This window comes from Cytobacillus sp. Hm23 (genome assembly GCF_051842895.1).
Taxonomy (GTDB): domain Bacteria; phylum Bacillota; class Bacilli; order Bacillales; family SM2101; genus Nanhaiella.
The window spans coordinates 1-21,556 of record NZ_JBPXRQ010000026.1; the positions used below are offsets into that span (position 1 = coordinate 1).

Genomic DNA, 21,556 nt, shown 5'->3' on the forward strand with positions numbered 1-21,556 from the left:
AAGATTCTGAACCGTTAAGGTAAGCATTCACAGCTGTTAATTTAGTTTCTAAAGAATATTTAGTCATAAAAAACTGCACCCCCGTTGTTAGTTTTGTCTAACAATTGGGGTGCAGTTCACTTTTCTATCGAGATCGTCCGTTTTTTATTTTTTCTGAATTTTATTAATTATTTTACTTTTTGTGCCTTTTTACCTTTTTACCTTTTTTCATTAATCAACAATCTTCCTTTTGAATATATAAATCATGTCGTAATAAAAAAGAAAGGAAGATCGAGAAATGTCTATATTGAAATTATTTACACTTTTTAAAATGACTCCTGAAGAAAGAGTAAAGAATGAGGCTATAAAGAAGAAAATAGAAGAAATGAAGCAAAAACAATTAGCATACTGGCGTTGGCATATTTAATTATCATAAGGCTCAAAAGCATATAGTAATGCAATTGAGCCTGGTAATTATCATCGTGTAATCTAACCCGTCATATAACTAAAGGCTTTATAAATCTGCCACAGGTGTTCGTTGATTCATCCAACTCCATTCTGTATCAACCATAAAGCGGTTTGGCCACCCTTCTTTTATCTTAGGCCAATCTGCAAATTGTTCTATACTTTTACAAAAAAGCTCGGCATTTTCACTGTTTGGGGAAGACAGTAACTCTTTTGTTAGTTCCATAAAATTTGTAGGCTTGTTGTCAAGTTCACTTAACACTTTCATGAACCATTTATGATAAGGATACAATACTTTGTTTTGAGCCAATATTAACCTTCCACCAAATAGGACGAGTGATGAAACGATGTGCATCATCAAATATTTGTCATTCCTCTTCTCAGCTTCTGCGACATACCATCTTGCTGCTTCAAATTGCACATAAAATTGTTCTATCTTCTTTTGTTGTTCATGTACTGGATATGTTGTTATTTGTTGTAAAATCATGTCTAATTGAGGTATTTTTGAAAAGCCAATGATGGCATCTTGAAATGCAAATCTTGCTGGCTCACTTCCGTGATGTGCAACATCTTCTAAAAATTGAAGATTTACTATTTTGCCATCTACATAGCCACCTTCATAATTACATTCATCACCAGACCAGTAAAATAAGTCATGCTGCTCCTTACGTCTTTCAAATTCTTCATCTGTAGCTATTATAATTATATCTACATCCGAACTTTCACTAGCGTACCCTTTGGCAACTGAGCCACCTATTAACAGTGCTCGAACTTTGCGGTCATCTTTAAATTGTTCACTTAGTACTTGTACTGCTTTTTTATGATGTTCGTACATTAGTCCCACTCCTCTATTAATAGATCATTTTCTATAGCTGTTTGTTTGAAATTTGTTTCTCACAGTAATGCTCTGAAAGAAATATACACTCTTTAGTGGTATCCACTTCTATTTCTTAATACCAATAATATCAATCAATCCCTAACAACCATTTGATTACATGATAAAACAACATTTAATAATCATATGCCTTTTGTTCCGCAACAAAATCACCTAGCTTTTACAAAAATACAAGCTCATTTTAACCATTATTATGATAGCTATCAATAGAATTAAACGATCACATTTGGACAAATCCGACTTAAATGATATGGCTACGCTTAAATATTCAGTGAACTAATTTCTAACATCAATAAAAATAGGCCACAATCATGTGGCCTTAATCAAGTACTGCTTATAACAATCGAATCGCAAAAGGAATTTGATACTCTTCTCCTTGATATGCTTTTATAGCTCCTATAACTGTAAAAATAAAAATGTAAATTCCGACCAACCATATAGTTAAAAATCCTATAATGACTAGCATTAATAGCATACTTATTAAACTATAAATAGTGTATGATATGAAAAAGTTAAAATACATCCTTCCATGGTAATCAACAAAAGATGATTCATCCTTTTTAATTAACCAAATAACCAACGGACCTAAAAACACTGTAAAAAAACTAATAACGTATATTACTGCTGCTAACATGCGATCTTCATTTGATGGCAAGTTGTCACCTCCAAAATATTATTCAATATTACATACGTATGAATATTCAATTGGTTACAAAAATATGTTTTTTTAAAATTATTGATTCAAGTTATTATGAACAAATAGAAAGCTTATTCATCTTGTAAATTAATCAAGCCTTTTTATAAACAATAATGCTTTTTGAACTTACATGGAGTAACTGATTTTTATGATATGATTTTCATAGCCTTAAAGAGAAAAGGTGCCATAAAACCCCTATGATAAAAAGGAACCATGCATGCGAAAACAGCTTTGAATAAAATAGGAACAACTCACCAATTTGAACTTTTGAGACTAAATAGGAATAATACACAAGCAATTTGACAGTGCATGAATATGTTAATGTTGATGAGGGAATGGAATCCATCCTCATATGATTAAATTTAAGGAGTGATAACATGGTTGATGGTGTTCGTTCAGGAGGAATATTTGCACTCGTAATTGTTTTATTCGTACTGTTAATTATCATTGGCGTCGCTTGTGGCGGTGGGCTTGGTTACGGGTATTAATAAGATTCCCAGAAAAGTGAGAAAGTATGGGCAAGCTACAACAGGTGGATAGTAATTTCCAGCCACCTGTTTTTTATTACCTCGGTTATTGGATGGCTTAAACCTCTACATAACAGAGGCTTTATAAACCCGTTTTAACAGCATTATTTTTCACTTTTATTTATTAGCATCGATACCCACATGAAAGTCAGAGCTTGCTTTAACTCTTTCGGTAAGCTGCTAATTTGTTCGTCTTGAATCTCCTTTTTGTATATCCCATGACCATCTACAATGTCCCAATCATGTGCCTTTGCTAAGTTCTCAAATTCCCAAGGCATCATCGTGTTACATATGACTTTTTCTCCAAATAGTCTAGGATAGCTATGTTGTCTAGGAGCAGCAGTAGGGCCTAATATACCTGCACAAAAAAAGCCTTTAGGTTTTAAGACACGCTGAAATTCTAATAACACATGCTTTGGGTCTTCAGTCCATTCAAGACAATTAATTGCGATAATTGCATCTATTGAGCTAGATGTAAAAGGAAGTTCTCTAGCATCAGCTTTTATAAATGTTACCTTTTCCTCATTATTAAAAAGGTTTGCTTTCTCAATCATCTCTTTCGATAAATCAACACCAACCACTTGATAATTTTCTTTCGCTAGCTTCTGTGATCCATAACCGTCTCCACAGCCAATATCTGCAACTACCCCACCCAATTTAAAGTACTTTTTTACAAATGGGATAATTGTTTTCCTGCTACCATCTTCCCACATTTGTTCACTTCTGTTATTCCAAAATTCAGCTTTTTTATCCCATTCTTGACCAGATCGATGATGCCAATTAAAATCCTCCACTACATAAACCTCCTATAATTACTGTTATATTATTATTCGCCAATTTAATTATAATTCCTTGATTAATAAAGGTTTAGCTGTACAAACTAAAATTGCAAGTATATAGCTGAAGGAGAACATCAACTAATTGACACAAAAATAGTAAGAAAGAAGCTGATATGATGACTAAAAAAATGAATTACGGGAGCAAGAATCAAAATTCACCAACTAATAGTGAAGTACCCGGTAAAATAGTAGCTGGTGATAATAGTAAGGGCAATAAACGGAATAAAGACCAAAGAGACAAATCAGATTTGTACGAATAACAAAAGTTGATATGATCGAATGAGAGCTTGAACATCGTTTTCAAGCTCTTTCTTTTTGGCGGTTTTCGCAATGATTGTTGTATTTCGTATTAAGAAATAAACCGTAACCAACTAGAGTTTGTTGCATCTTTTCTTCTGTACAACGATGACTAACAATATAAAAACACTTTTTGGGTACTAAAATTGATAACAATAGCAACAAAGTTTACGAAAAGATCCTTCTTTTTTATCAATGCTCCTGTCATCTATGATGTCGATTATACATGATTAAAGTTAATCTTGTTCTAATATTCAATCTAGATTTAACTGTATATCATTCTCTAAATAAACATGAAAAAAGCTTAAATCTCTTTAACCGATAGATTTTTTTACGTATCCTCGAAGTTCAACATACCCTTTCACATAATCTACTGTTATAATCATAGAGCGATCAAAATTAAGGAGAAGAAATATGAAAGTAGTTATAGCCGAAAAACCAGACCAAGCCACTAAATTAGCTGCTCCTTTTTCCTTTGCTAAAAATGATGGTTATTTAATGGTGAAACCAAATACTACATTCCCAAATGGAGCAGTTATCACCTGGGCGATTGGGCATCTTTGTGAATTAAAATCACCTGAGGAGTACCATTCAACATGGAAAAAATGGGATAAACTTACACTTCCGATGGTACCTAATAGATTTGAATATAAAGTAACTACATCTAAATTAAAACAGTTTAATATTATTAAAAATTTATTAAAACGTGCTGAAGTTCAAGAAATCATTATCGCTGGAGATGCTGGACGTGAAGGTGAATTAATTATACGTACAATCATCAAACAATGCAGAGTAAGTATACCAATGAAACGGCTTTGGATTTCTTCACTAACTCAGGCTTCAGTCGTGAAAGGTTTCTCCTCTTTACTTACAGAAGAAGATACGAGACATATTTATTTTGAAGCTTTAAGTCGCGCCTGCGCAGATTGGCTGATTGGTATAAATTCCTCAAGAATTTATACGATTCTACTAAAAGAAAAAGGGATCCAAGATGTTTTTTCTATCGGGAGAGTTCAAACACCTACCCTCGCTTTAATAGTCAAAAGAGAGCATGAAATAGCTAATTTTAAACCAGAAGATTTTTGGGAGGTCGAAGCTCAGTTTAACTTTTTAGGACAGTCAATTAAAGCTAAGTGGCATAAGAAAAACGAAACTAAGATTTTTAATGAAAAACAAGCGATCGCTGTAGCTGAATTTTGTAAAGATAAAAATAGTATCATTTCAGATGTCAAAAAAGAAAGAAAAGAGTATCAGCCTCCATTTCTATTCAATCTGTCTACACTTCAAGCAACAGCAAATAAAACACTTAAGCTTTCACCACAGAAAACATTAGATATATTACAAAAACTATATCTGAAAGGAAATATATCGTATCCTCGATCAGATTCACAGTACCTAACAACAGAAGAAGCTACAGTTCTACCAACTGTACTATCTCGTTTAAAAGGTATAGAGAGATATGAAAATTTATTACCCCCACCAAATGGGTCGATAATTAATAATAAAAGGTATGTAAATGAAAAGAAAGTAACTGATCATCATGCTATCATTCCTACCGAACAGATACCTGATCTTACAAAGTTAAGTTCAGAAGAGACTAAAATTTACGATTTAATCGTAAGACAAGTAATAAGTGCCTTTTATAACAATGCTATTTTTAATTATACTACTATACATATATTAGTAGACAACCGTGCTACTTTCATCGCAAAAGGTAAAGAACAAATTGAAGAAGGTTGGAAAAAAGTTATAAACCATCCACATAACCAGTCGGATGGTGGAGATCAAATTCTCCCGATCATAGAAAAGAACACAAATGGCACCGTTGCAAAAGTAAATGTAAAAAAAGGACAAACAAAGCCACCAAAGAGATATACTGAAGGTAACTTGATTACCCTAATGAAAACAGCAGGGAAACATTTAGATGATACTGAGTTAGAGAATGTATTAGCTAAAACCGAAGGGCTAGGTACCGAGGCAACACGAGCGGGAATTATAAACCTATTAAAGAATCGTAATTATATAGACATTAACAAAAACCAAACGATAGCTACCGCAAAGGGCATGCTACTAATAGAAGCTTTAGGAGATAGTATATTGGCCTCCCCAAGCATGACAGCAAAATGGGAGCAAAGACTTTCAGAAATAGGTGAAGGTTCTGCTTCACCCCGAAAATTTATTGAACAAGTGAAAAAATTATCACAGAATATAGTAGAAGATGCTCAGCAGCACAGTCACAGTTGGTCATTTACAAACATTCCTATTGAGACGGTCGGATCGAAGCAGAAAAAACGTAAATTTAATAAGAAAAAAATATCTTTCGGTAAATGTAAAATGTGCAATGGTAGCATTCTAGACTTCGGAAATTTCTACGGTTGTACAAACTATAAAAAATCTGACTGTAAATTTACAATTTCTAAGAAAATCTTAGGCAAAACGGTATCTCAAACAAACATAAAAAAGCTATTAAAAACTGGTGAAACTAACGTTATAAAAAACTTCAAAAAAGATGGTAAAACGTTTGATGCTATAGTTTTATGGAGTGATCGCGACAAGAGGATCGTCTTTAAATATATGAAATAGGACTTGATATGGCTGTAGGTACTACTCCCTGCCATTTCAAGTCCTTTAAGTTATAATTGTTTTTACGAATAAATCTTTTTCTTTACTTAAATCGATCATTTCATTTTGCACTTGCACTAGTGGATTTACTGGATCAAAGCGATTTATCATAATTATTTTTGCCTGTCGACCATCTGTTAGATAACAACCCTGTCCGACTGTTGTATCCATCATGTGAAATAGAAAAACAAATAAGATATTTGGATCAAACTTACCGAAAATATGATCATTCATTTCCTTAATCACTTTATAGAACGGGGATGCAACACGATAAATACGATTGGATGACATCGCATGAAAAACATCAGCAACAGCAACAATTTTGGAAAAATAATCTATTTTATTTCCTGTTATCCCATAAGGATAACCTTCACCATTTTCACGTTCATGGTGCTGAAGAGCAACTAAACTAATTTGCTCATCAATACCTTTAGTATTATTTAACATGTCATAGCCGTATATACAATGGTTTTTTATCTCTTCATATTCATCTTCGGTAAGTTTATTAGGCTTTTGGAGTATGTCTAATGGAACTTTCGTTTTGCCAATATCATGTAACGTTGCTGCAAGTGTAAGACGATGTAACTCCTGTTCATTTATGTTCAGCCACTTCCCGATCAATGTTGCAATCACTCCAACACCGATATTGTGTCGATATGTATAGTCATCCTTTTTATGCAATTCATTAAATAGATAGAAAAGATTAGGAATTTCTGCAGCCTGCTGTATCGTTGGAATGATGTCTCTTTTAATTTCATAAAGAGGAATCTTATGTGAATTTCTTACCTCTGTAAAAATATCCTTTACTTGGTCTACCACTTCATCAATTTCACGGGAAACAACTGTGATTTTTTTGTCATATATCGAGTCAGTGCGAAGTTTAGTAGCATATGATTGTGTATTTCTTAAATTGCTGAGCATCTCATCTATTTCTTGAACTGTTAGTGGTGTCAGCCTATTCTCTTTTTGTACAAATGATCTCATTATAACACCTCTCTATATTTGATTGTATCATAATTTCCAAACCCTTCCTATCATTAACAGAGTAGAAGAACTTTTTTTACAATATAAGATACTTATGTAATGTTCTTATTTTTCTGTTATTTCTGTCTATTTATCTTGACTCAATAATTTCATTGGTGTATATTTAAGACATCATTTAGCAGAATGTAAGATTTCATCATCTTAGACAGCTATTGATATTACAAAGCTTCAGCTTAATATATTCCGTTAATTGATAATAAATTATTTTGTAGCACTTTTGTGCAGGAAGTATTAGGAGGAAATAGTATTATGCAAAACGGTAAAGTAAAATGGTTTAATAATGAAAAAGGTTATGGGTTTATTGAAGTTGAAGGTGGCGATGATGTATTCGTTCACTTCACAGCTATTCAAGGTGATGGATATAAATCATTGGAGGAAGGTCAAGAAGTTTCCTTTGAAATTGTTGACGGAAACCGAGGGGCTCAAGCAGCCAATGTTGAAAAACTATAAATTTAGCATTCATTCACATAAAATTTTTTTGAAAAAGACTGAATCATACAGTCTTTTTTGTTTTGTAAATTGGCCCTCACACTTTATGAACAAATTGCTCTTATATAAATAGTTGCTTTTAACTATAATATGATTTCACAAGCTACTCTTCGTAGCCCTAACTCTGATACTACGATGCTGGTCTCATAAAGTTACTATGCTAACCTTAGTCCTGTGGTAACAACGTTTACAACATCGTCTTATATAAAAATATTCAATTATAGTGAATAATCGTCTACTCTCCGACTAACTATATAGTCAGGAGGTGTATGTATTGACTAAGGAAGAAAATGAAGTATACACAGGTTATAATGATATACAAGATCTTAACATGTCAATTCAAAGTGCACAGAAAATAGTAGGACGTGCCACAATGAGTATGGATGAAGAACAACTAGAAGGAGCTACTCAGGCTGTTTCAGAAGCACGTGCTAAGCTTGTAGATGCAAATGCAAACTCAACTGGTTTTGATAATGAATTTTTACAACAGTCAGAGAAATTATTATCACAATGTGAAGAGCAGCTCAATGAAGCAAAGCAGTAATTCAAATCATTTTTGCTTGAGTATTTACTTCACCTAATTGGAAAGGCTCAACATAACAAACTAGGATATTCCCCCATTTAACGTAACTAAGATAAATATAAAACCGCAATTATGCGGTTTTTTCCTCGTAGGCTTATTAGCCATCATCTCCAAAATGATTAAGCTAGTAATCCCTATCAAGAATTGGCATATTACGTTCAAGTCCTTCATTATTTTCTTTCCCACTTAGATATACTTGACCATGTGACAAATTCTCTCCATATTTCTTTAATAAGCTACCTACTGTACAAGTATGAATACAAAATGATTGTGCATACGTTTTCCCGTATTCTTTTCTAAAATTACTTTTTACAAAACAATCTTGGCAGTACGTATCGAGGATTTCACTTATCTGTTCAATAATTAGTTTTCTTTCCAAAGTATCCACCCTCCTTGTCATGACTACAATACATATATATGTTATGATAAGTTTTAAATTTCAACATTACTGTGAATGACTATCCCTTCCAACGCTTGGCTTGCAAGCTGATCAGCCTCACCATTTTGCCTTCTTGAAATTGGGTCGTAATGAGGATGAATACCTAATTGGCGTATCTTATCCTCTATTTTATCTAACCATGTATTATATGCTGCATCAAAGCATGGCCAATCACCTGAAAGCTGTTTGAGTACTACATGTGAATCTCCACGAAATGTAACAGAGATATGGTGAATACCTAACTCTTCTACTTGCCCAAGTAAGTACCAAAGCGCTGCATATTCAGCTTCATTATTTGTTTCAATTTCTGAAAATAACGCATTGGACCTTAAACGATATTTTTTGTTGTTTTGACTATAATAAATAACTGCACCAAGCCCTGCTTGTTTGTTATTGTTATCATAACCACCATCAAAATATACAATTATATCGCTTGGTTCAGTTTCTAGTTCTTTAGAAAGTCTAATTAATTCCTTCTTCGTCCATTTTGTATCTTTTTCATCATAAAAAAATAACTCGTTTGTTCGTCCAGTACGTTCGAAGTCTTCACTGATTGAAAGAGCAGCTTCCACACTAATTTCCTCAGATGTTAACGTTATTACTTGCTTATTGATTGCCTTATATGTCCATTCTATTTTAACTTTCATTTTTTCCCCTTTCACCTCCGTTTTGTTCAAATGTTGAAATGTCTTTTCGTAAGGCTTTTTTCGTTAAATGTACTGTGTTATTAAAAAATGTTCAATTTAGATGAGAGGTTTTTGTAAAACCGCATCAAAGATACATTCAAAGATCATTGAACGTTACATATTTACGTATTTATTTCACAGTCCGAAAAACAGCAATCAATTGGAAAATAATCAAACATAAACACAATTTTTGTATTCCCTATTTTGTAGTATGTATGATACACTACAATTTAGATTTTTATTTAGCTTGAGAAAGGAAGAAAGAAATATTGAGAAAGTCCGTAGTTGCAGATGGTGCTCTATTACTTATAGCTTTCGTATGGGGTACCACTTTTGTTCTCGTGCAAAATGCTATTTCTTTTTTACATCCATTTTCCTTCAATGGTATTCGTTTTTTTATAGCAGGAATATTTTTATTGAGCTGGCTTATTATTTTTAATAAACAACAATTAAAACAGCTAAATGCACCTATGTTCATCTCTGGAGTAATATTAGGTATTTGGCTATTTCTAGGTTACGCATTTCAAACATTTGGTTTATTGTACACAACTTCATCTAAGGCTGGATTCATTACTGGTCTAAGTGTTGTACTCGTTCCAATATTCGCGGTTTTTTTATTACAAAATAACATGACACGTAACGGAATAGCTGGTGCTATACTAGCAACTATAGGTCTTTATATGCTAACGATGGGTGACGAAGTGTCAATTAATCGGGGTGATATTCTTGTACTGTTTTGTGCCATATCATTTGCGATGCATATTATATTAACAGGTAAGTACACGAAGCGTTTCCCGAGTTTAATTCTAACTGTCACGCAAATCTTAACGGTGGCTTTTTTATCATTATTACTGGCGTTTCTTTTTGAAGATTGGACAAATCAATTACAAATAAACATTTTACTTCAGAAGGAAGTATTTTTTGCTTTAGTAATTACTTCAATCTTTGCAACAGCATTAGCATTTTTAGGACAAACTTTTTTCCAAAAATCCACTACTCCAACTCGAGTTGCGTTAATATTTGCAACAGAACCAGTATTTGCATCCTTAGCTGGATTTCTTTGGGCAAATGAGCAATTAAGCCGAATTGCAATTATTGGCTGTATTTGCATTTTTAGTGGTATGGTGCTATCAGAATTACCTGCAAGGAAAAATAAAGAAGTGAAATGTAGTACAGGAGTGGAGTAAAAACGCTCCTGTTTTCTTTATGTGTTAACTTTTAGCCTATAAGAAATTACATAAGGTTTTTTATGTAGGCAAATTGTACGGCTTCTTCTCGAGTTTTAATGTTGTTCTCTTTGAAAGATTCTAGTAAAGAGACAAAAAAACTTCCATCAAACTCCTTTTGTACTTTCAATGTTATTTCTATCGCTGAATTAACTAGTTCATCTGTTGATTTTGTGTATTGCTGACCGAATGTAATAAATCCTAGCGCATCTTCTCGGAAATGAAAGCCTTTATTAGTTAAGTATTGAATGTATTCATCAACTGTAAACGACTTATGTTTTATCATTATGCCTCAACCCTATCTTGATTTGTTTCGAATCCACCAAAAAGTTTGGATAACACATTCCTTATATTAACGTAAATTCCTTAAAATATCTATTCGTTTTTTCAACGTTATGCTCTAACAATGTTGTATACATGATGATGTAATAAACACTGAGGAGACATTATACAACAAAATGAATGAATAGCTCTTTTCGTAATTGTTAATATCGTTCCTAAACTAGAATACGTATTACGTGAAGTCATTGATTTACAAAAGAAAAGATGCCCTTAACACTACATCTATAAGTAGCTTACATCTTAGATCGTAGAGCTACAATGCAAACGAAAACAGCCTAATGAAAAGAGACTTTGTTGAGAGGTCAATTCATAATAAATAATGAAGTGGATAAAATATTAGATGGAGGTGAAGTTGTTGACTAAACAAAGTAAAACGAGAGGGCGAGTTAGTTCAGGAGTAAATCCACAAGGTTATGGACAAGATTCAGCAGCAAACAATTTTCCAAAAAGCAAACTAGAGAATGCTGCAAAGATGAAAAACACAAAATAACAATATGATAATAGAAGCATTCGGTATGGTATCTATAATAATAAAGGCACCCCAACAGTCAGCATTTTATGTATCAATTACAAATTGCTGACTTTGGGGTTAATAAATGATTAAAACTAAGTGTTTATGCTTACTGTATTACATTTACTCTTCTTTTTTACGGTTTTTCATTTTGTTTGATTCAACTTCTGCATATGACGCAAATTCATTGTTATAGTCATTTTTCTGTTTAGCGTTATTATTTCTTTGTGCATTTGCATTACCTGCTTTTGTTTTTCCCATTTTATCGTCGTACTCCTTTACAGCTATTTAGGAGGTCAATCAAACCTCCAAGCTTAGTATAGGAAATTTATACGAACATATACTTATTAATTTTTTACAAATTCATTGTCATCATACGATATCCAATCACTCCAGCTACCCACATAGAGTTTAATATTATTATAGCCAGCTTCCTTTAAAGACAAATAATTTGGGCATGCAGTAACGCCAGACCCACAATAGACGATTATATTTTCATCCTTGTTGAGTTGTGAGAACCTGCTAATCTGCTCATCACCCGTTTTCCACATACTATTGGAATGTAGACTATCCTTCCAAAAATAATTAATAGCTGATGGAATATGTCCGGCAAGCTGATCAATAGGTTCTTCAATTCCTGCATATCTACTACTTTCTCTCGAATCAATAATAATAGCGTCCTCAAGTTGGCTATGTACTTTAACTTCTTCCATAGTTACCAACATATCATGCTGAATACGAGGAGTAAAAAAACCCTTTGTTACTGTTGGTATATCCGCTGTTATTGGCATATGTCCTTCTTTCCATGCTGCATATCCACCGTTCAAAATTTGTACATGCTGTAAACCAACATATAATAGCATCCAGCAAAAACGTGATGCAAAGGCTCCTCCTTGATCGTCATAAGCTACTACCCTCGTATGTTGATCAATTCCTGCTGCATATAATTTTTCACAGAATTCTTCAATATTTGGCAGTGGATGACGGCCACCGTGATTTTCAATAGGCCCTGATAGGTCCTTATCTAAATCAAAATACAATGCTCCTGGGATATGCCCTTGTAAATAACTATTTAATCCTGCTGTAGGATCTTCTAAGTGATATCTACAATCAATGATTCGAACATTGGAAATATGTTTGTGTAACCAATCAACTTCAACAATATGTTTCATGTCCTCTCTCCTTTCCATTTATATAAACTTGTCATAGAAGCTAATGGGTAAAATAAGCATAAAGTTATACTCCATTAGTTCTCTTCTTCAAAAAAGGAAATCAGTTAATGAACTTAAACATGTTGTCAATTACATAGGCTATTGTTCATTACTCGTACTATTTCTACCTTAAAACAATTCGCATTGATTAAACTTTTGCTAATAGCTCTTGGTTAATAAATGTAGGTAAGCGCTTATCAACATTCTGTTCATCTATAGGAAAAAACTTTTACAAACTACCTTAAAAATTGTCACTTCCGTAGGCTCTTTCGAAACATTGTTGCTTTTGTTTTCAAATTAGTTCTATAAAAAGTGGTTTTATATTGTTAGTCATTGTTGTACAGAAGAAAAGATGCTACGAACTCTATTTGTGTACGTGTTTACTTCTTAATACGAAAAACAGCAATCAATGCGAAAACTGCTTCTCCGTAACAACAACGAATTACTGACCCCATTTATTTAAAACGAGCTTTTGTGCATACTCTTTCACCATCGTGTTAGTAACATATTTCCTCGTAGGACTGACTCCTTTACTGGCAAGTGCATTTATTTGAGTAGTTACTTCGTTAATGCCATCAACAGAATAAGGTTGATTCGCTTTACACAATTCAAGTGCCTCTTCAATTAAAGCTTCTCTTTGATTGTCTAATTGTACAAAAATCTGAATATGGCGATGTTGACTTTGTGAATGACTCGAAATTGCTTTGTGTACTTCTGACATGAGAGTTCCTCCTAAATATCCATATTACTCACTATAGATTGGCGTATTTCCTGTAACAAGAATACATCTACATTATCTGATAATGCAAGAATTATTCCTTCATAATAATCATCATTTTCGTTTAATAACTTTTGTAGAGATGCTTGTACATACTGTTCGAAATTATACTGGTAATGGCTTGTCACTTGAGTTTTCATAGTTTCTAAAAAGCTAGGTATCGGCCCCTCTAATTGCTTAACTATTTCATCACTCATTTTTTGTTTACCATTTTTTTCGAAGAATGTCTTTGCGTTTTTATACATCCCTATTACTTTATTTTTGTTGATTTCATCTCCAATAAAAGGATAGTGAAAAGCTGGTGTTGGAAACTCAAACTCACTATTTATATTAAATTGTAAATGATCGTTTATTCCCGTAACACGAGTATTTATATCTTCAAATATTTCAGCAACTTGTTTTCGTAAAAATGCTTCAACACGTAGACTAGTTGCCCGTATTTCCTGTTCTAAATCGAACGATATTGCGGACAGTAATTCCTCTAATGCACCTTCCAATTTCACTTGAATATTTTTACCATCTTCACGTAAGGTCGAAGGGTTAAAACTTTCTTTAAATAAGTCTGAAAAACGTAAAAAGTTCCGTTGTTGAATATAATAGACTAATTCTTTTATTTCTTGATCAATTGACCGCCTTTGGCTGTCGATCTGGTAAGTGCTAATAATAGACCGAATGCTTTCTCGTTCATCTGTTGCTGCCAACAGCTTGCTATTTTTTTCTTCATTGCTTGTAGTTGCTGTTTTGATATAGTCATCTAACATATTTTTTATTTTCTCTATATCCGTGTAAGCAGAGCTTATAGTTATCTCTGCGAGTTCTTCTATGATAAATGTTTTAAAATCTCGTTCAAAACGTAAGATTCCTGAATAATCTTTCATCTCACAATCAGTATCATTAGATCCATTTTGTTTTGATGTTAGCGCCTTATGACTAGAGATTGGATATAGACGTGGGTCCCTTATACCGTAAGAGACAAGTTGCTCGTCTACAAAGTTCATAACTGAACCGAGTTCCTCTTCTGAATGAGCCAAATCAGATGCGTTAACTACGAAGAACATTTTATCCATACTAAAAGTATCTTTCACTCTTCCAAGCTGAATAATAAATTCTCTATCTGCTTTGGAAAATGCATGGTTATAGTAAGTGACGAATAGAATAGCATCTGCATTTTTAATATAATCGAAGGCTACATCAGTGTGTCGAGCGTTAACTGAGTCTGCGCCTGGTGTATCTACCAATGATATACCTTGACTTGTTAACTCACTATCAAAGGCTAGCTCAATCCATTCAACAAAGCACGCCTTTTCTTCCACAGAAACATAGTCGGAAAAGTCAGCAAGGCTAGTCGTGATGACAGAGCCTATATTTTTGAACATTGTATCATATCCACTACAAACAGCGTGAAGGAATGAATAATGTGATTGATCTCTACTATCAATAACCTGCTGATGATATTTACCTTGCTTCAATAACTTAATCGCATCTTCCAAAGTGCTAGCTTTCAAATTAAATATTTTTAATGACTGTTGCACATCTTCAAATATTTGTTGCTGAGTCTTTAATTTAACTTTTACCGTCCCGTGTGGAAATTCATCCGATGGTGGGATAATTTTGTTAATCGTTGCTGTTGTAGGATTTGGTGAAACTGGTAATACCTTGTCTCCTAAGAGAGCATTTGCAAATGATGATTTACCTGCGCTGAAAGCTCCAAATAATGCGACTGTAAAGTTTCTATTTTTAAGCCTTTCAGACTTTTCACGTAGCTCATTAGCAACTGTTGCAAACCCAGGTGTTGCTGATATTTGATTGCAAACATGGTTTAAGTATTTAATCGTTTCGTTAACGCGATCCCCTTGATTACGATTATTACGTAGTGTCAAGTTTGTATTATCTAAACTGCTTTGAATTACTTGGCTATTAGTTACTTCACTATCTTGATTTGTATCTTCCATTGAAGTAAAGACAATATGTTCTTCCAATAAGGCTTTCAACTCTTCATTATCCTGAGGCAGTTCATTTTGTCTATGAAGAAGGTTATTTAGAGATTTTCTATGTCTCTCTTCCATCGATACCAATTGATCAAGCCCTGATTTAGCTTCCATCAAATTGTTCTGCTGCTTAAGAATATTTTGTAACATATCAATTTGTGTACTTGTATGCTTTTTCAACTCAATGATTATGTTATTAATAATTTCATTTGTGTCATCGCGGCACATTCTCTTAATCATTTGAACTACATCATTCGTATATGTCAGGACATAATCACCAGTTAATCTTGCTCCTTTTTTTAATATGTTTTCCAACATAGAAGGTTCTAGTGTAATGGAGAAAGTTTGAATGTCTCTAGTCAATTCATCTTCCCCAATATCCTGTTTTTTACAGAATTCTAAAAAATAATCTTTAATATGCCATTCCAGTTGTGAAGAAATCTTATCTTTTATATCTTCAAACAGTACACCTAAGCGATCTTCCCGTTCTTTTGCAATCTTCTTTTTGGGGCTGAATAATCCTATTTTGAAATCAGCTTGACTAGCTTCAATAAATGCTCTTGCATGTTCTCTAGTAGAATATGGCATAAGATATGCATTATCTAAAATAGCCTGTATGTCCTTTTTGCAATTTAGCTCTGCACTTTCCAATGCTTGTTGTTTCTCATCGATTTCTAGTTGTACATTATTTATGCTTGATAGAAGATCTTCTCGTTCATTTGCAGGTAACTGAGAAAGAGTTTTTTCAAATATATTTTGCCGATCTAAAGTTTTGTTTACATAATATTGCAAATGTTCATTTAGTAAGTTTTCAGCCGCTAATAAACTAGTTGTTACGAGGAGGCTATCCTTTTCGTTGATTTTTTCCTGTAACAACTTCTTGACGCTAGCTAATTCATTTAATGGATGATCCTTTTTCTTTAAAGAAGTGTAAAATATACCATCTGCTTCAACTTTCCAATTTAAAAAAGATTTTTTTACACCGTTTGCAAAATCAAAAAAACTAACTTCCTGTTCCTGGTGTTTATCAATTTGATTAATGATTAAATATACTTCTTTTCCACGATCCTTTAATTCCTTTGCAAACAGAAAATTTTCTTCTGATTGTACATGGTTATAATCCATTACAAAAAAAATCGTATCTGCGATGTGAAGAGCTGATTCAGTCGCCAAACGATGCGCATCATCAGTTGAGTCGATCCCAGGAGTATCCATAATTGATACCCCTAATGGAATGGAATTTGTTTCAACACTAAGTTCAATAGATGCGACTGAATCACCATCCTTACAAAGAGATTTTACAAGTTCATAATTATACGGACCTTCATATTGCACCACTTCACCACTATGAAAGTAAACCCGTGCATACTTGTTTCCCCTCTTTACTTTAACAAGATTGGCACTTGTGGGAATTGGACTAGTAGGCAATAGCTGTTCACCTATTAATTCATTGATCATACTTGACTTCCCTGCTGAGAAATGGCCACAAAAACCTATGGTAAATTCATCACTTTGAAGTTTTTTCATTAATTGCACAATTTTCGACGCGGTTTGGCTATCACCTTCACCATTAATTTTATGATAAATATCGAACAATCCGCTCGTAATATTTTGAGTTGTGTACTTCTTAACCCCTGTTTGCCCCATATACAATACCCCTTAACATTCTGACTGATTAGTTATTTTCTTATTTTACAATATTAAATAGGATGTTTCATAGTAAAACTATAAAATATTCAGAAAAACCCCAGCGCCATAACGATTTTAAAATAGTACTAAAGTCATATCATTTGAACATATATTTTCCCATCTCTTAACTGGCCTCATATGAAATAGGTAGTGAAATTATTGGCTTTGCAAGGAACATGCTTTGTAGTCATGTTTAGAACGAGCTATGTAAACGTTGATTTAATACTAATCTAGTTGATCGATTTATAAGTTGACTCATAAGATGAAATAACTTATTTTCTTTCTTAGCTTAGTTCCTTAGTATCTTTTCTTCATTAACATAATCATAATCACATAAGACTGCTACTATCTTAATTTTGTATATATAACAGCATAGTTTACAAAAAGAGTGTCAAATAACAAGTACCTTGAGCATTACATATATACGTATATAGCTCTTCGAAAAAGCCAAACATGTAATAGCTGTTAAACAAGGAGATGAACATCGTTCATATAATTTTGTTCCTTTTATTACAAAGATAAGGCATCTAAAGAAATGTTTTGAACAATTTCAACGAATTATTCAATCAAGCTATGTAACGCTAGTTAAATGTGTGTAACTCTTACTACTAATGAAAGAGATGATCATTGTGAAGGGGATTTCAAATAAAAAGGACTTCCCCTGTTTGGAGAAGTCGAACGTTTTAAAGGAGTTGTTGTTGTGCATTATTATTATAAATCTAAAAATCATAACGTTCAGCACACAATTATTGGAATTGTACGAGGAAATCTATTAAATTTATTAAATAACAGTATAGGTCATTACACAAATCAATATTATGAGGTAAAATAGTAATGGGTATATTTTACCCAATTACAATCCCTGAAATAAATGATGGAGGTGAATTCAGTTTGGCCACATTAAGTTCAAAAGTAACAGGTGTTTTAAACAGCACAATTCATGTAGTTAAAACAGTAGTACCAATAGATGTAACAATTGATAAACCAGCGTTATTCACTCAACCGTTACTGCAATCCTCAATGGGCGTATTAATTGGTATAACTGGGGATATAAGAGGAAGGTTAATAATAGAGGGAAACCCAACTGTATTTGGTGGAGTTGGTGAAATCATGTTCGGTATGCCTCTTGAGGGAGAAATGCTTGAATCATTTACAGGCGAGTTTGGTAATATGATTGCAGGTAATTTGTCTACACAACTTTCTCAAAAAGGGATCAATATTGATATTACACCTCCTACAGTGTTAGTTGGTCAAACAAAGATCTATGGCTTCGAAAAAGCCTTTAGAGTTCCTATTCAAGTGGAAACAATGGGAGAAATGCAAATCATTTTAATGATTGAAATGTAATCAAATACACAGCCAAGCAAAACAATCGACATTTAGTCGATTGTTTTTTGTTTTTCATTGCTTGTTTTCGCATTGGTTGTTGCTATTTGTTCTAAGATATAAGCACCTTTAAATCAGTTATGGCGGTATTTTTTCTATTTTACAATCGTTGAATTTTCATGATGCTCATCCTTTTGTCCATTTTTAGTAAAAGTAGCATTAAAGTTTACGAAAAGAGCCATTTAATTTCACTTCCAGCCCGAAAACTATCTCCTTATGACAAAAGTCACAAGCAGACACATCAAATCTTTTTACTATTTCACATTTTTTTCACAAATTGTTTTTATTTTTTGTGATATTTATCACTGATAAATTAGTTTATCACTATTATCATAGTGTTTATATTACATATGAACAATTTGTGAAACCCTAATAACTGTATGGATTTTACACATTAGTCTAGTAAGATAATAGTGTAATAATAGGAAATTTGTTCAATAACGAAGGGAGTGAGAGAGATGCCGAAAACTGAGCTTCAAAATCAAAAAACTAAAATAGAAAGTGAACCTTCATTAAAAGGAGCGTTAGCTTCAGTATTTTTGTTGGGTTTCTTTCTAATCATTACTTGGTTGGGAGTTTATTTTTTATTTGTAGACCGCTTATAGAAGGAGGGGAATTAGTCGATGCACATGCACAAGTTTGAAAAAATATGGTTGTTATTTGGAGTTGGAACTCTACTTGTCTTTTTAACTGTTATAGGTATTAGCGCATTTTATTTAGGAAACCAACCTCCTAGTTGTTTAACAACAATTGATCCAGAAAAGGTTGACCAAACAGCACCATTTGATAATCCAGGGTTAGTACAAATCGGGGACAATGAATATCAATTAACTTTTGTTGCTTCTGCATTTAGTTACTCTCCAACGAAAGTACAAGTACCAAAGGGTGCGAAAGTAAAAATCGTAGCTACAACGAAAGATGTTATTCATGGCTTTGAAATTGCAGGTACAAATGCAAATATGATGCTTGAACCTGGGTATATAAGTGAAGTAACAACTACGTTTGATGAAGTTGGGGAGTATTTAGTTTTATGTAATGAATATTGTGGAATAGGTCATACTAGTATGACTGCAACAATCGAGGTGATTGAATAATGAGTATTGTTGAAACGAAAGTTGATCGACGCGATGGAAAATTGGCAATGGCACATATTTATGTCGCATTTATTGCACTAGCACTCGGAGGATTAGCAGGATTATTACAAACCCTTGTTCGTTCTGGGAAATTTACGCTCCCATCATGGCTTGGCTATTATCAAATTTTAACTGTACACGGCGTATTACTTGGTCTTGTTTTAACTACATTCTTTATTATCGGCTTTCAATTTGCCAGCCTAAGTAGAACAGCAGGTGCATTATCCAATAAGGTTCGTTTAACTGGTTGGATCGGATTTTGGATGATGACAATTGGTACAGCAATTGCCGCAGTATTTATTTTATTAAATGAAGCATCAGTACTTTATACATTCTATGCTCCTTTAAAAGCACATCCAGGATTTTACATAGGATTAACTTTAGTTGTTGTAGGTAGCTGGGTAGCTGGGTTTGCTATGTTTGCACATTACAGAAAGTGGCGTAAACAACATCCAGGTGAGATTAGTCCACTTTTAAGCTTTATGTCTATCGTTAACATGATATTGTGGTTAGTAGCAACATTAGGCTTAGCTGCTACAGTGTTAGTTCAATTTATTCCATGGTCATTAGGTATTGTTGAAACGATTGATGTGTTGGTCAGTCGTACATTATTCTGGTATTTTGGACATCCACTCGTATATTTCTGGCTGTTACCAGCATATATGATTTGGTATGTTGTTATTCCTAAAGTATTAGGTACTAAAATTTTCTCAGATGCTCTAGCTAGAATGTCATTTATTTTATTCTTACTATTCTCTATCCCTGTTGGATTTCACCATCAATTAACAGAGCCAGGAATTGATCCAGCGTGGAAGTTTTTACAAGTCATTTTAACATTCTTAGTAGTCATACCATCCTTAATGACGGCTTTCTCTATGTTTGCAACGTTCGAATTGTATGGTCGGTCAAAAGGTGCAACTGGGTTATTCGGCTGGGTTAAGAAGCTACCTTGGAAAGATGCACGCTTTTTTGCACCGTTTATAGGAATGTTGTTCTTCATTCCAGCTGGTGCAGGTGGTTTAATTAACGCAAGTAATCAATTAAATCAAGTTGTCCATAACACCATATGGGTAACAGGGCATTTCCACTTAACATTAGCAACAACTGTTTTACTTACGTTCTTTGGTGCAGCCTATTGGTTAATCCCACACATTACAGGGCGAGTAATGACGAAGGCTATGAACAAACTAGCAATCATTCAAACTATTGTATGGGCTATCGGGATGACATTTATGTCAGGAGCAATGCATGCTGCTGGGCTACTAGGTGCTCCACGTCGTTCCGACTATTCAACATACGGTGGCTCAGAACAAGCACTGGAATGGATACCTTATCAAATCGCGCAAGCAATTGGCGGTTCTATCTTATTCATCGGTATCATCTTAGTACTAATTATTATTACTAATTTAGCATTTTTTGCACCAAAAGGTGAAACAGAATTCCCAGTTGCAGAGGTTACTGAGCATGCTGAAAAAACACCAATGGTTCTTGAAAACTGGAAACTATGGATCGGAATTACTGTTTTGTTAATATTATTTGCTTATACAATTCCGTTCATAGACATGATTCAAAATGCTCCAGTCGGTTCAAAAGGGTATAGGTTATGGTAACAATGTAACAACAAGCGCCTTGTGAAGTAATTTAACAAGGTGCTTTTTATATGTCTTTTATTTATAGCAAAGCCTCCTTTGTAAAATGACAAAGGAGGCTTTGCAATACTTAATGTGCTA

General features: G+C 33.5%; 22 protein-coding genes and 1 pseudogene. 12 read left to right on the forward strand and 11 right to left on the reverse strand.

All coding sequences use genetic code 11. From position 1 onward, the window contains the following. The first annotated feature begins 277 nt into the window (after positions 1 to 277). Entirely contained in the window at positions 278 to 406 is a 129-nt protein-coding gene (locus ACSVDA_RS15880; protein WP_485884402.1) for a hypothetical protein, read from the forward strand. 87 nt (positions 407 to 493) lie between these two features. Here the strand turns inward: ACSVDA_RS15880 and ACSVDA_RS15885 are convergent, their stop codons facing one another. Then, on the reverse strand, positions 494 to 1,279 hold the full coding sequence (locus tag ACSVDA_RS15885; protein ID WP_485884403.1) for a nucleotidyltransferase domain-containing protein: 786 nt from the start codon (positions 1,277 to 1,279) through the stop codon (positions 494 to 496). Between the two features lie 394 nt (positions 1,280 to 1,673). After that, positions 1,674 to 1,973 carry a DUF4870 domain-containing protein gene (locus tag ACSVDA_RS15890; RefSeq protein WP_413785544.1) on the reverse strand — a complete coding sequence of 100 codons (300 nt, stop codon included), beginning with the start codon at positions 1,971 to 1,973 and terminating at the stop codon, positions 1,674 to 1,676. Between the two features lie 440 nt (positions 1,974 to 2,413). Here ACSVDA_RS15890 and yjcZ point away from each other — a divergent pair, with 440 nt between their 5' ends. Beyond that, complete coding sequence (gene yjcZ, locus ACSVDA_RS15895) at positions 2,414 to 2,524, forward strand: sporulation protein YjcZ (RefSeq protein WP_214481214.1); 111 nt, start codon at positions 2,414 to 2,416, stop codon at positions 2,522 to 2,524. Positions 2,525 to 2,667: 143 nt separating this feature from the next. Here yjcZ and ACSVDA_RS15900 read toward each other — a convergent pair whose 3' ends face one another. After that, on the reverse strand, positions 2,668 to 3,357 hold the full coding sequence (locus ACSVDA_RS15900; RefSeq protein ID WP_485884404.1) for a class I SAM-dependent methyltransferase: 690 nt from the start codon (positions 3,355 to 3,357) through the stop codon (positions 2,668 to 2,670). A gap of 173 nt (positions 3,358 to 3,530) precedes the next feature. On the opposite strand from ACSVDA_RS15900, the gene ACSVDA_RS15905 reads away from it, so the two are divergent. Then, positions 3,531 to 3,662, forward strand: coding sequence for a hypothetical protein (locus ACSVDA_RS15905; RefSeq protein WP_485884456.1), 132 nt, complete (start codon positions 3,531 to 3,533; stop codon positions 3,660 to 3,662). 451 nt (positions 3,663 to 4,113) lie between these two features. After that, positions 4,114 to 6,282 carry a DNA topoisomerase III gene (locus ACSVDA_RS15910; protein WP_485884405.1) on the forward strand — a complete coding sequence of 723 codons (2,169 nt, stop codon included), beginning with the start codon at positions 4,114 to 4,116 and terminating at the stop codon, positions 6,280 to 6,282. Positions 6,283 to 6,327: 45 nt separating this feature from the next. On the opposite strand, the gene ACSVDA_RS15915 is transcribed toward ACSVDA_RS15910, so the two are convergent. Next, complete coding sequence (locus ACSVDA_RS15915; RefSeq protein WP_485884406.1) at positions 6,328 to 7,305, reverse strand: HD-GYP domain-containing protein; 978 nt, start codon at positions 7,303 to 7,305, stop codon at positions 6,328 to 6,330. Between the two features lie 309 nt (positions 7,306 to 7,614). Here ACSVDA_RS15915 and cspD point away from each other — a divergent pair, with 309 nt between their 5' ends. After that, the gene (gene cspD / locus ACSVDA_RS15920; protein ID WP_320210103.1) at positions 7,615 to 7,815 is read left to right on the forward strand and encodes a cold-shock protein CspD; all 201 of its coding nucleotides are present in this window, start codon (positions 7,615 to 7,617) and stop codon (positions 7,813 to 7,815) included. A gap of 313 nt (positions 7,816 to 8,128) precedes the next feature. Beyond that, entirely contained in the window at positions 8,129 to 8,398 is a 270-nt protein-coding gene (locus tag ACSVDA_RS15925; protein WP_320210102.1) for a DUF2564 family protein, read from the forward strand. Between the two features lie 241 nt (positions 8,399 to 8,639). Here ACSVDA_RS15925 and ACSVDA_RS15930 read toward each other — a convergent pair. After that, positions 8,640 to 8,837 (reverse strand): annotated as a pseudogene (locus tag ACSVDA_RS15930) (zinc-finger domain-containing protein); the annotation flags it as partial. A gap of 32 nt (positions 8,838 to 8,869) precedes the next feature. Continuing rightward, positions 8,870 to 9,523, reverse strand: coding sequence for a ribonuclease H family protein (locus ACSVDA_RS15935; protein ID WP_485884407.1), 654 nt, complete (start codon positions 9,521 to 9,523; stop codon positions 8,870 to 8,872). A gap of 308 nt (positions 9,524 to 9,831) precedes the next feature. Here ACSVDA_RS15935 and ACSVDA_RS15940 point away from each other — a divergent pair, with 308 nt between their 5' ends. Then, positions 9,832 to 10,749 (forward strand): DMT family transporter, encoded by a 918-nt coding sequence (locus ACSVDA_RS15940; RefSeq protein ID WP_485884408.1) that lies wholly within the window; start codon positions 9,832 to 9,834, stop codon positions 10,747 to 10,749. Between the two features lie 46 nt (positions 10,750 to 10,795). Here the strand turns inward: ACSVDA_RS15940 and ACSVDA_RS15945 are convergent, their stop codons facing one another. Beyond that, the gene (locus ACSVDA_RS15945) at positions 10,796 to 11,074 is read right to left on the reverse strand and encodes a DUF6123 family protein (protein ID WP_485884409.1); all 279 of its coding nucleotides are present in this window, start codon (positions 11,072 to 11,074) and stop codon (positions 10,796 to 10,798) included. Positions 11,075 to 11,470: 396 nt separating this feature from the next. On the opposite strand from ACSVDA_RS15945, the gene sspL reads away from it, so the two are divergent. Beyond that, a complete protein-coding gene (gene sspL / locus ACSVDA_RS15950; RefSeq protein WP_485884410.1) occupies positions 11,471 to 11,620 on the forward strand; it encodes a small, acid-soluble spore protein L in 150 nt (49 codons plus the stop codon). A gap of 144 nt (positions 11,621 to 11,764) precedes the next feature. Here sspL and ACSVDA_RS15955 read toward each other — a convergent pair whose 3' ends face one another. The 4 genes from ACSVDA_RS15955 to ACSVDA_RS15970 form a co-directional block, all read right to left on the reverse strand. Then, positions 11,765 to 11,902 carry a hypothetical protein gene (locus ACSVDA_RS15955; RefSeq protein ID WP_320210097.1) on the reverse strand — a complete coding sequence of 46 codons (138 nt, stop codon included), beginning with the start codon at positions 11,900 to 11,902 and terminating at the stop codon, positions 11,765 to 11,767. Between the two features lie 86 nt (positions 11,903 to 11,988). Continuing rightward, complete coding sequence (locus ACSVDA_RS15960) at positions 11,989 to 12,813, reverse strand: sulfurtransferase (protein WP_485884411.1); 825 nt, start codon at positions 12,811 to 12,813, stop codon at positions 11,989 to 11,991. 481 nt (positions 12,814 to 13,294) lie between these two features. Then, positions 13,295 to 13,573 carry a YpbS family protein gene (locus tag ACSVDA_RS15965; RefSeq protein ID WP_485884412.1) on the reverse strand — a complete coding sequence of 93 codons (279 nt, stop codon included), beginning with the start codon at positions 13,571 to 13,573 and terminating at the stop codon, positions 13,295 to 13,297. 11 nt (positions 13,574 to 13,584) lie between these two features. Further along, the gene (locus ACSVDA_RS15970; protein WP_485884413.1) at positions 13,585 to 17,265 is read right to left on the reverse strand and encodes a dynamin family protein; all 3,681 of its coding nucleotides are present in this window, start codon (positions 17,263 to 17,265) and stop codon (positions 13,585 to 13,587) included. Positions 17,266 to 18,141: 876 nt separating this feature from the next. On the opposite strand from ACSVDA_RS15970, the gene ACSVDA_RS15975 reads away from it, so the two are divergent. From ACSVDA_RS15975 to ACSVDA_RS15990, 4 genes are all read left to right on the forward strand, one after another. Further along, complete coding sequence (locus ACSVDA_RS15975) at positions 18,142 to 18,654, forward strand: chemotaxis protein CheX (RefSeq protein WP_320210093.1); 513 nt, start codon at positions 18,142 to 18,144, stop codon at positions 18,652 to 18,654. A gap of 497 nt (positions 18,655 to 19,151) precedes the next feature. Then, positions 19,152 to 19,298, forward strand: a complete 147-nt coding sequence (locus tag ACSVDA_RS15980) for a cytochrome c oxidase subunit 2A (RefSeq protein WP_320210092.1) — start codon at positions 19,152 to 19,154, stop codon at positions 19,296 to 19,298. Between the two features lie 18 nt (positions 19,299 to 19,316). Then, the gene (locus ACSVDA_RS15985; RefSeq protein WP_320210091.1) at positions 19,317 to 19,787 is read left to right on the forward strand and encodes a cytochrome c oxidase subunit II; all 471 of its coding nucleotides are present in this window, start codon (positions 19,317 to 19,319) and stop codon (positions 19,785 to 19,787) included. Further along, complete coding sequence (locus ACSVDA_RS15990) at positions 19,787 to 21,436, forward strand: b(o/a)3-type cytochrome-c oxidase subunit 1 (RefSeq protein ID WP_485884414.1); 1,650 nt, start codon at positions 19,787 to 19,789, stop codon at positions 21,434 to 21,436. Before ACSVDA_RS15985 ends, ACSVDA_RS15990 begins: the two co-directional genes overlap by 1 nt. Positions 21,437 to 21,556 lie beyond the last annotated feature (120 nt).

Coding starts and splice junctions, on each gene's coding strand:
- cspD (WP_320210103.1), top strand. CDS start 7,615: ATGCAAAACGGTAAAGTAAAATGGTTTAATAATGAAAAAGGTTATGGG.
- ACSVDA_RS15905 (WP_485884456.1), top strand. CDS start 3,531: ATGAATTACGGGAGCAAGAATCAAAATTCACCAACTAATAGTGAAGTA.
- ACSVDA_RS15980 (WP_320210092.1), top strand. CDS start 19,152: ATGCCGAAAACTGAGCTTCAAAATCAAAAAACTAAAATAGAAAGTGAA.
- ACSVDA_RS15970 (WP_485884413.1), bottom strand. CDS start 17,265: ATGGGGCAAACAGGGGTTAAGAAGTACACAACTCAAAATATTACGAGC.
- ACSVDA_RS15935 (WP_485884407.1), bottom strand. CDS start 9,523: ATGAAAGTTAAAATAGAATGGACATATAAGGCAATCAATAAGCAAGTA.
- ACSVDA_RS15880 (WP_485884402.1), top strand. CDS start 278: ATGTCTATATTGAAATTATTTACACTTTTTAAAATGACTCCTGAAGAA.
- ACSVDA_RS15985 (WP_320210091.1), top strand. CDS start 19,317: ATGCACATGCACAAGTTTGAAAAAATATGGTTGTTATTTGGAGTTGGA.
- ACSVDA_RS15990 (WP_485884414.1), top strand. CDS start 19,787: ATGAGTATTGTTGAAACGAAAGTTGATCGACGCGATGGAAAATTGGCA.
- ACSVDA_RS15960 (WP_485884411.1), bottom strand. CDS start 12,813: ATGAAACATATTGTTGAAGTTGATTGGTTACACAAACATATTTCCAAT.
- ACSVDA_RS15965 (WP_485884412.1), bottom strand. CDS start 13,573: ATGTCAGAAGTACACAAAGCAATTTCGAGTCATTCACAAAGTCAACAT.
- ACSVDA_RS15945 (WP_485884409.1), bottom strand. CDS start 11,074: ATGATAAAACATAAGTCGTTTACAGTTGATGAATACATTCAATACTTA.
- ACSVDA_RS15915 (WP_485884406.1), bottom strand. CDS start 7,305: ATGAGATCATTTGTACAAAAAGAGAATAGGCTGACACCACTAACAGTT.
- ACSVDA_RS15955 (WP_320210097.1), bottom strand. CDS start 11,902: ATGGGAAAAACAAAAGCAGGTAATGCAAATGCACAAAGAAATAATAAC.
- ACSVDA_RS15885 (WP_485884403.1), bottom strand. CDS start 1,279: ATGTACGAACATCATAAAAAAGCAGTACAAGTACTAAGTGAACAATTT.
- yjcZ (WP_214481214.1), top strand. CDS start 2,414: ATGGTTGATGGTGTTCGTTCAGGAGGAATATTTGCACTCGTAATTGTT.
- ACSVDA_RS15975 (WP_320210093.1), top strand. CDS start 18,142: ATGGGTATATTTTACCCAATTACAATCCCTGAAATAAATGATGGAGGT.
- sspL (WP_485884410.1), top strand. CDS start 11,471: ATGGAGGTGAAGTTGTTGACTAAACAAAGTAAAACGAGAGGGCGAGTT.
- ACSVDA_RS15910 (WP_485884405.1), top strand. CDS start 4,114: ATGAAAGTAGTTATAGCCGAAAAACCAGACCAAGCCACTAAATTAGCT.
- ACSVDA_RS15890 (WP_413785544.1), bottom strand. CDS start 1,973: ATGTTAGCAGCAGTAATATACGTTATTAGTTTTTTTACAGTGTTTTTA.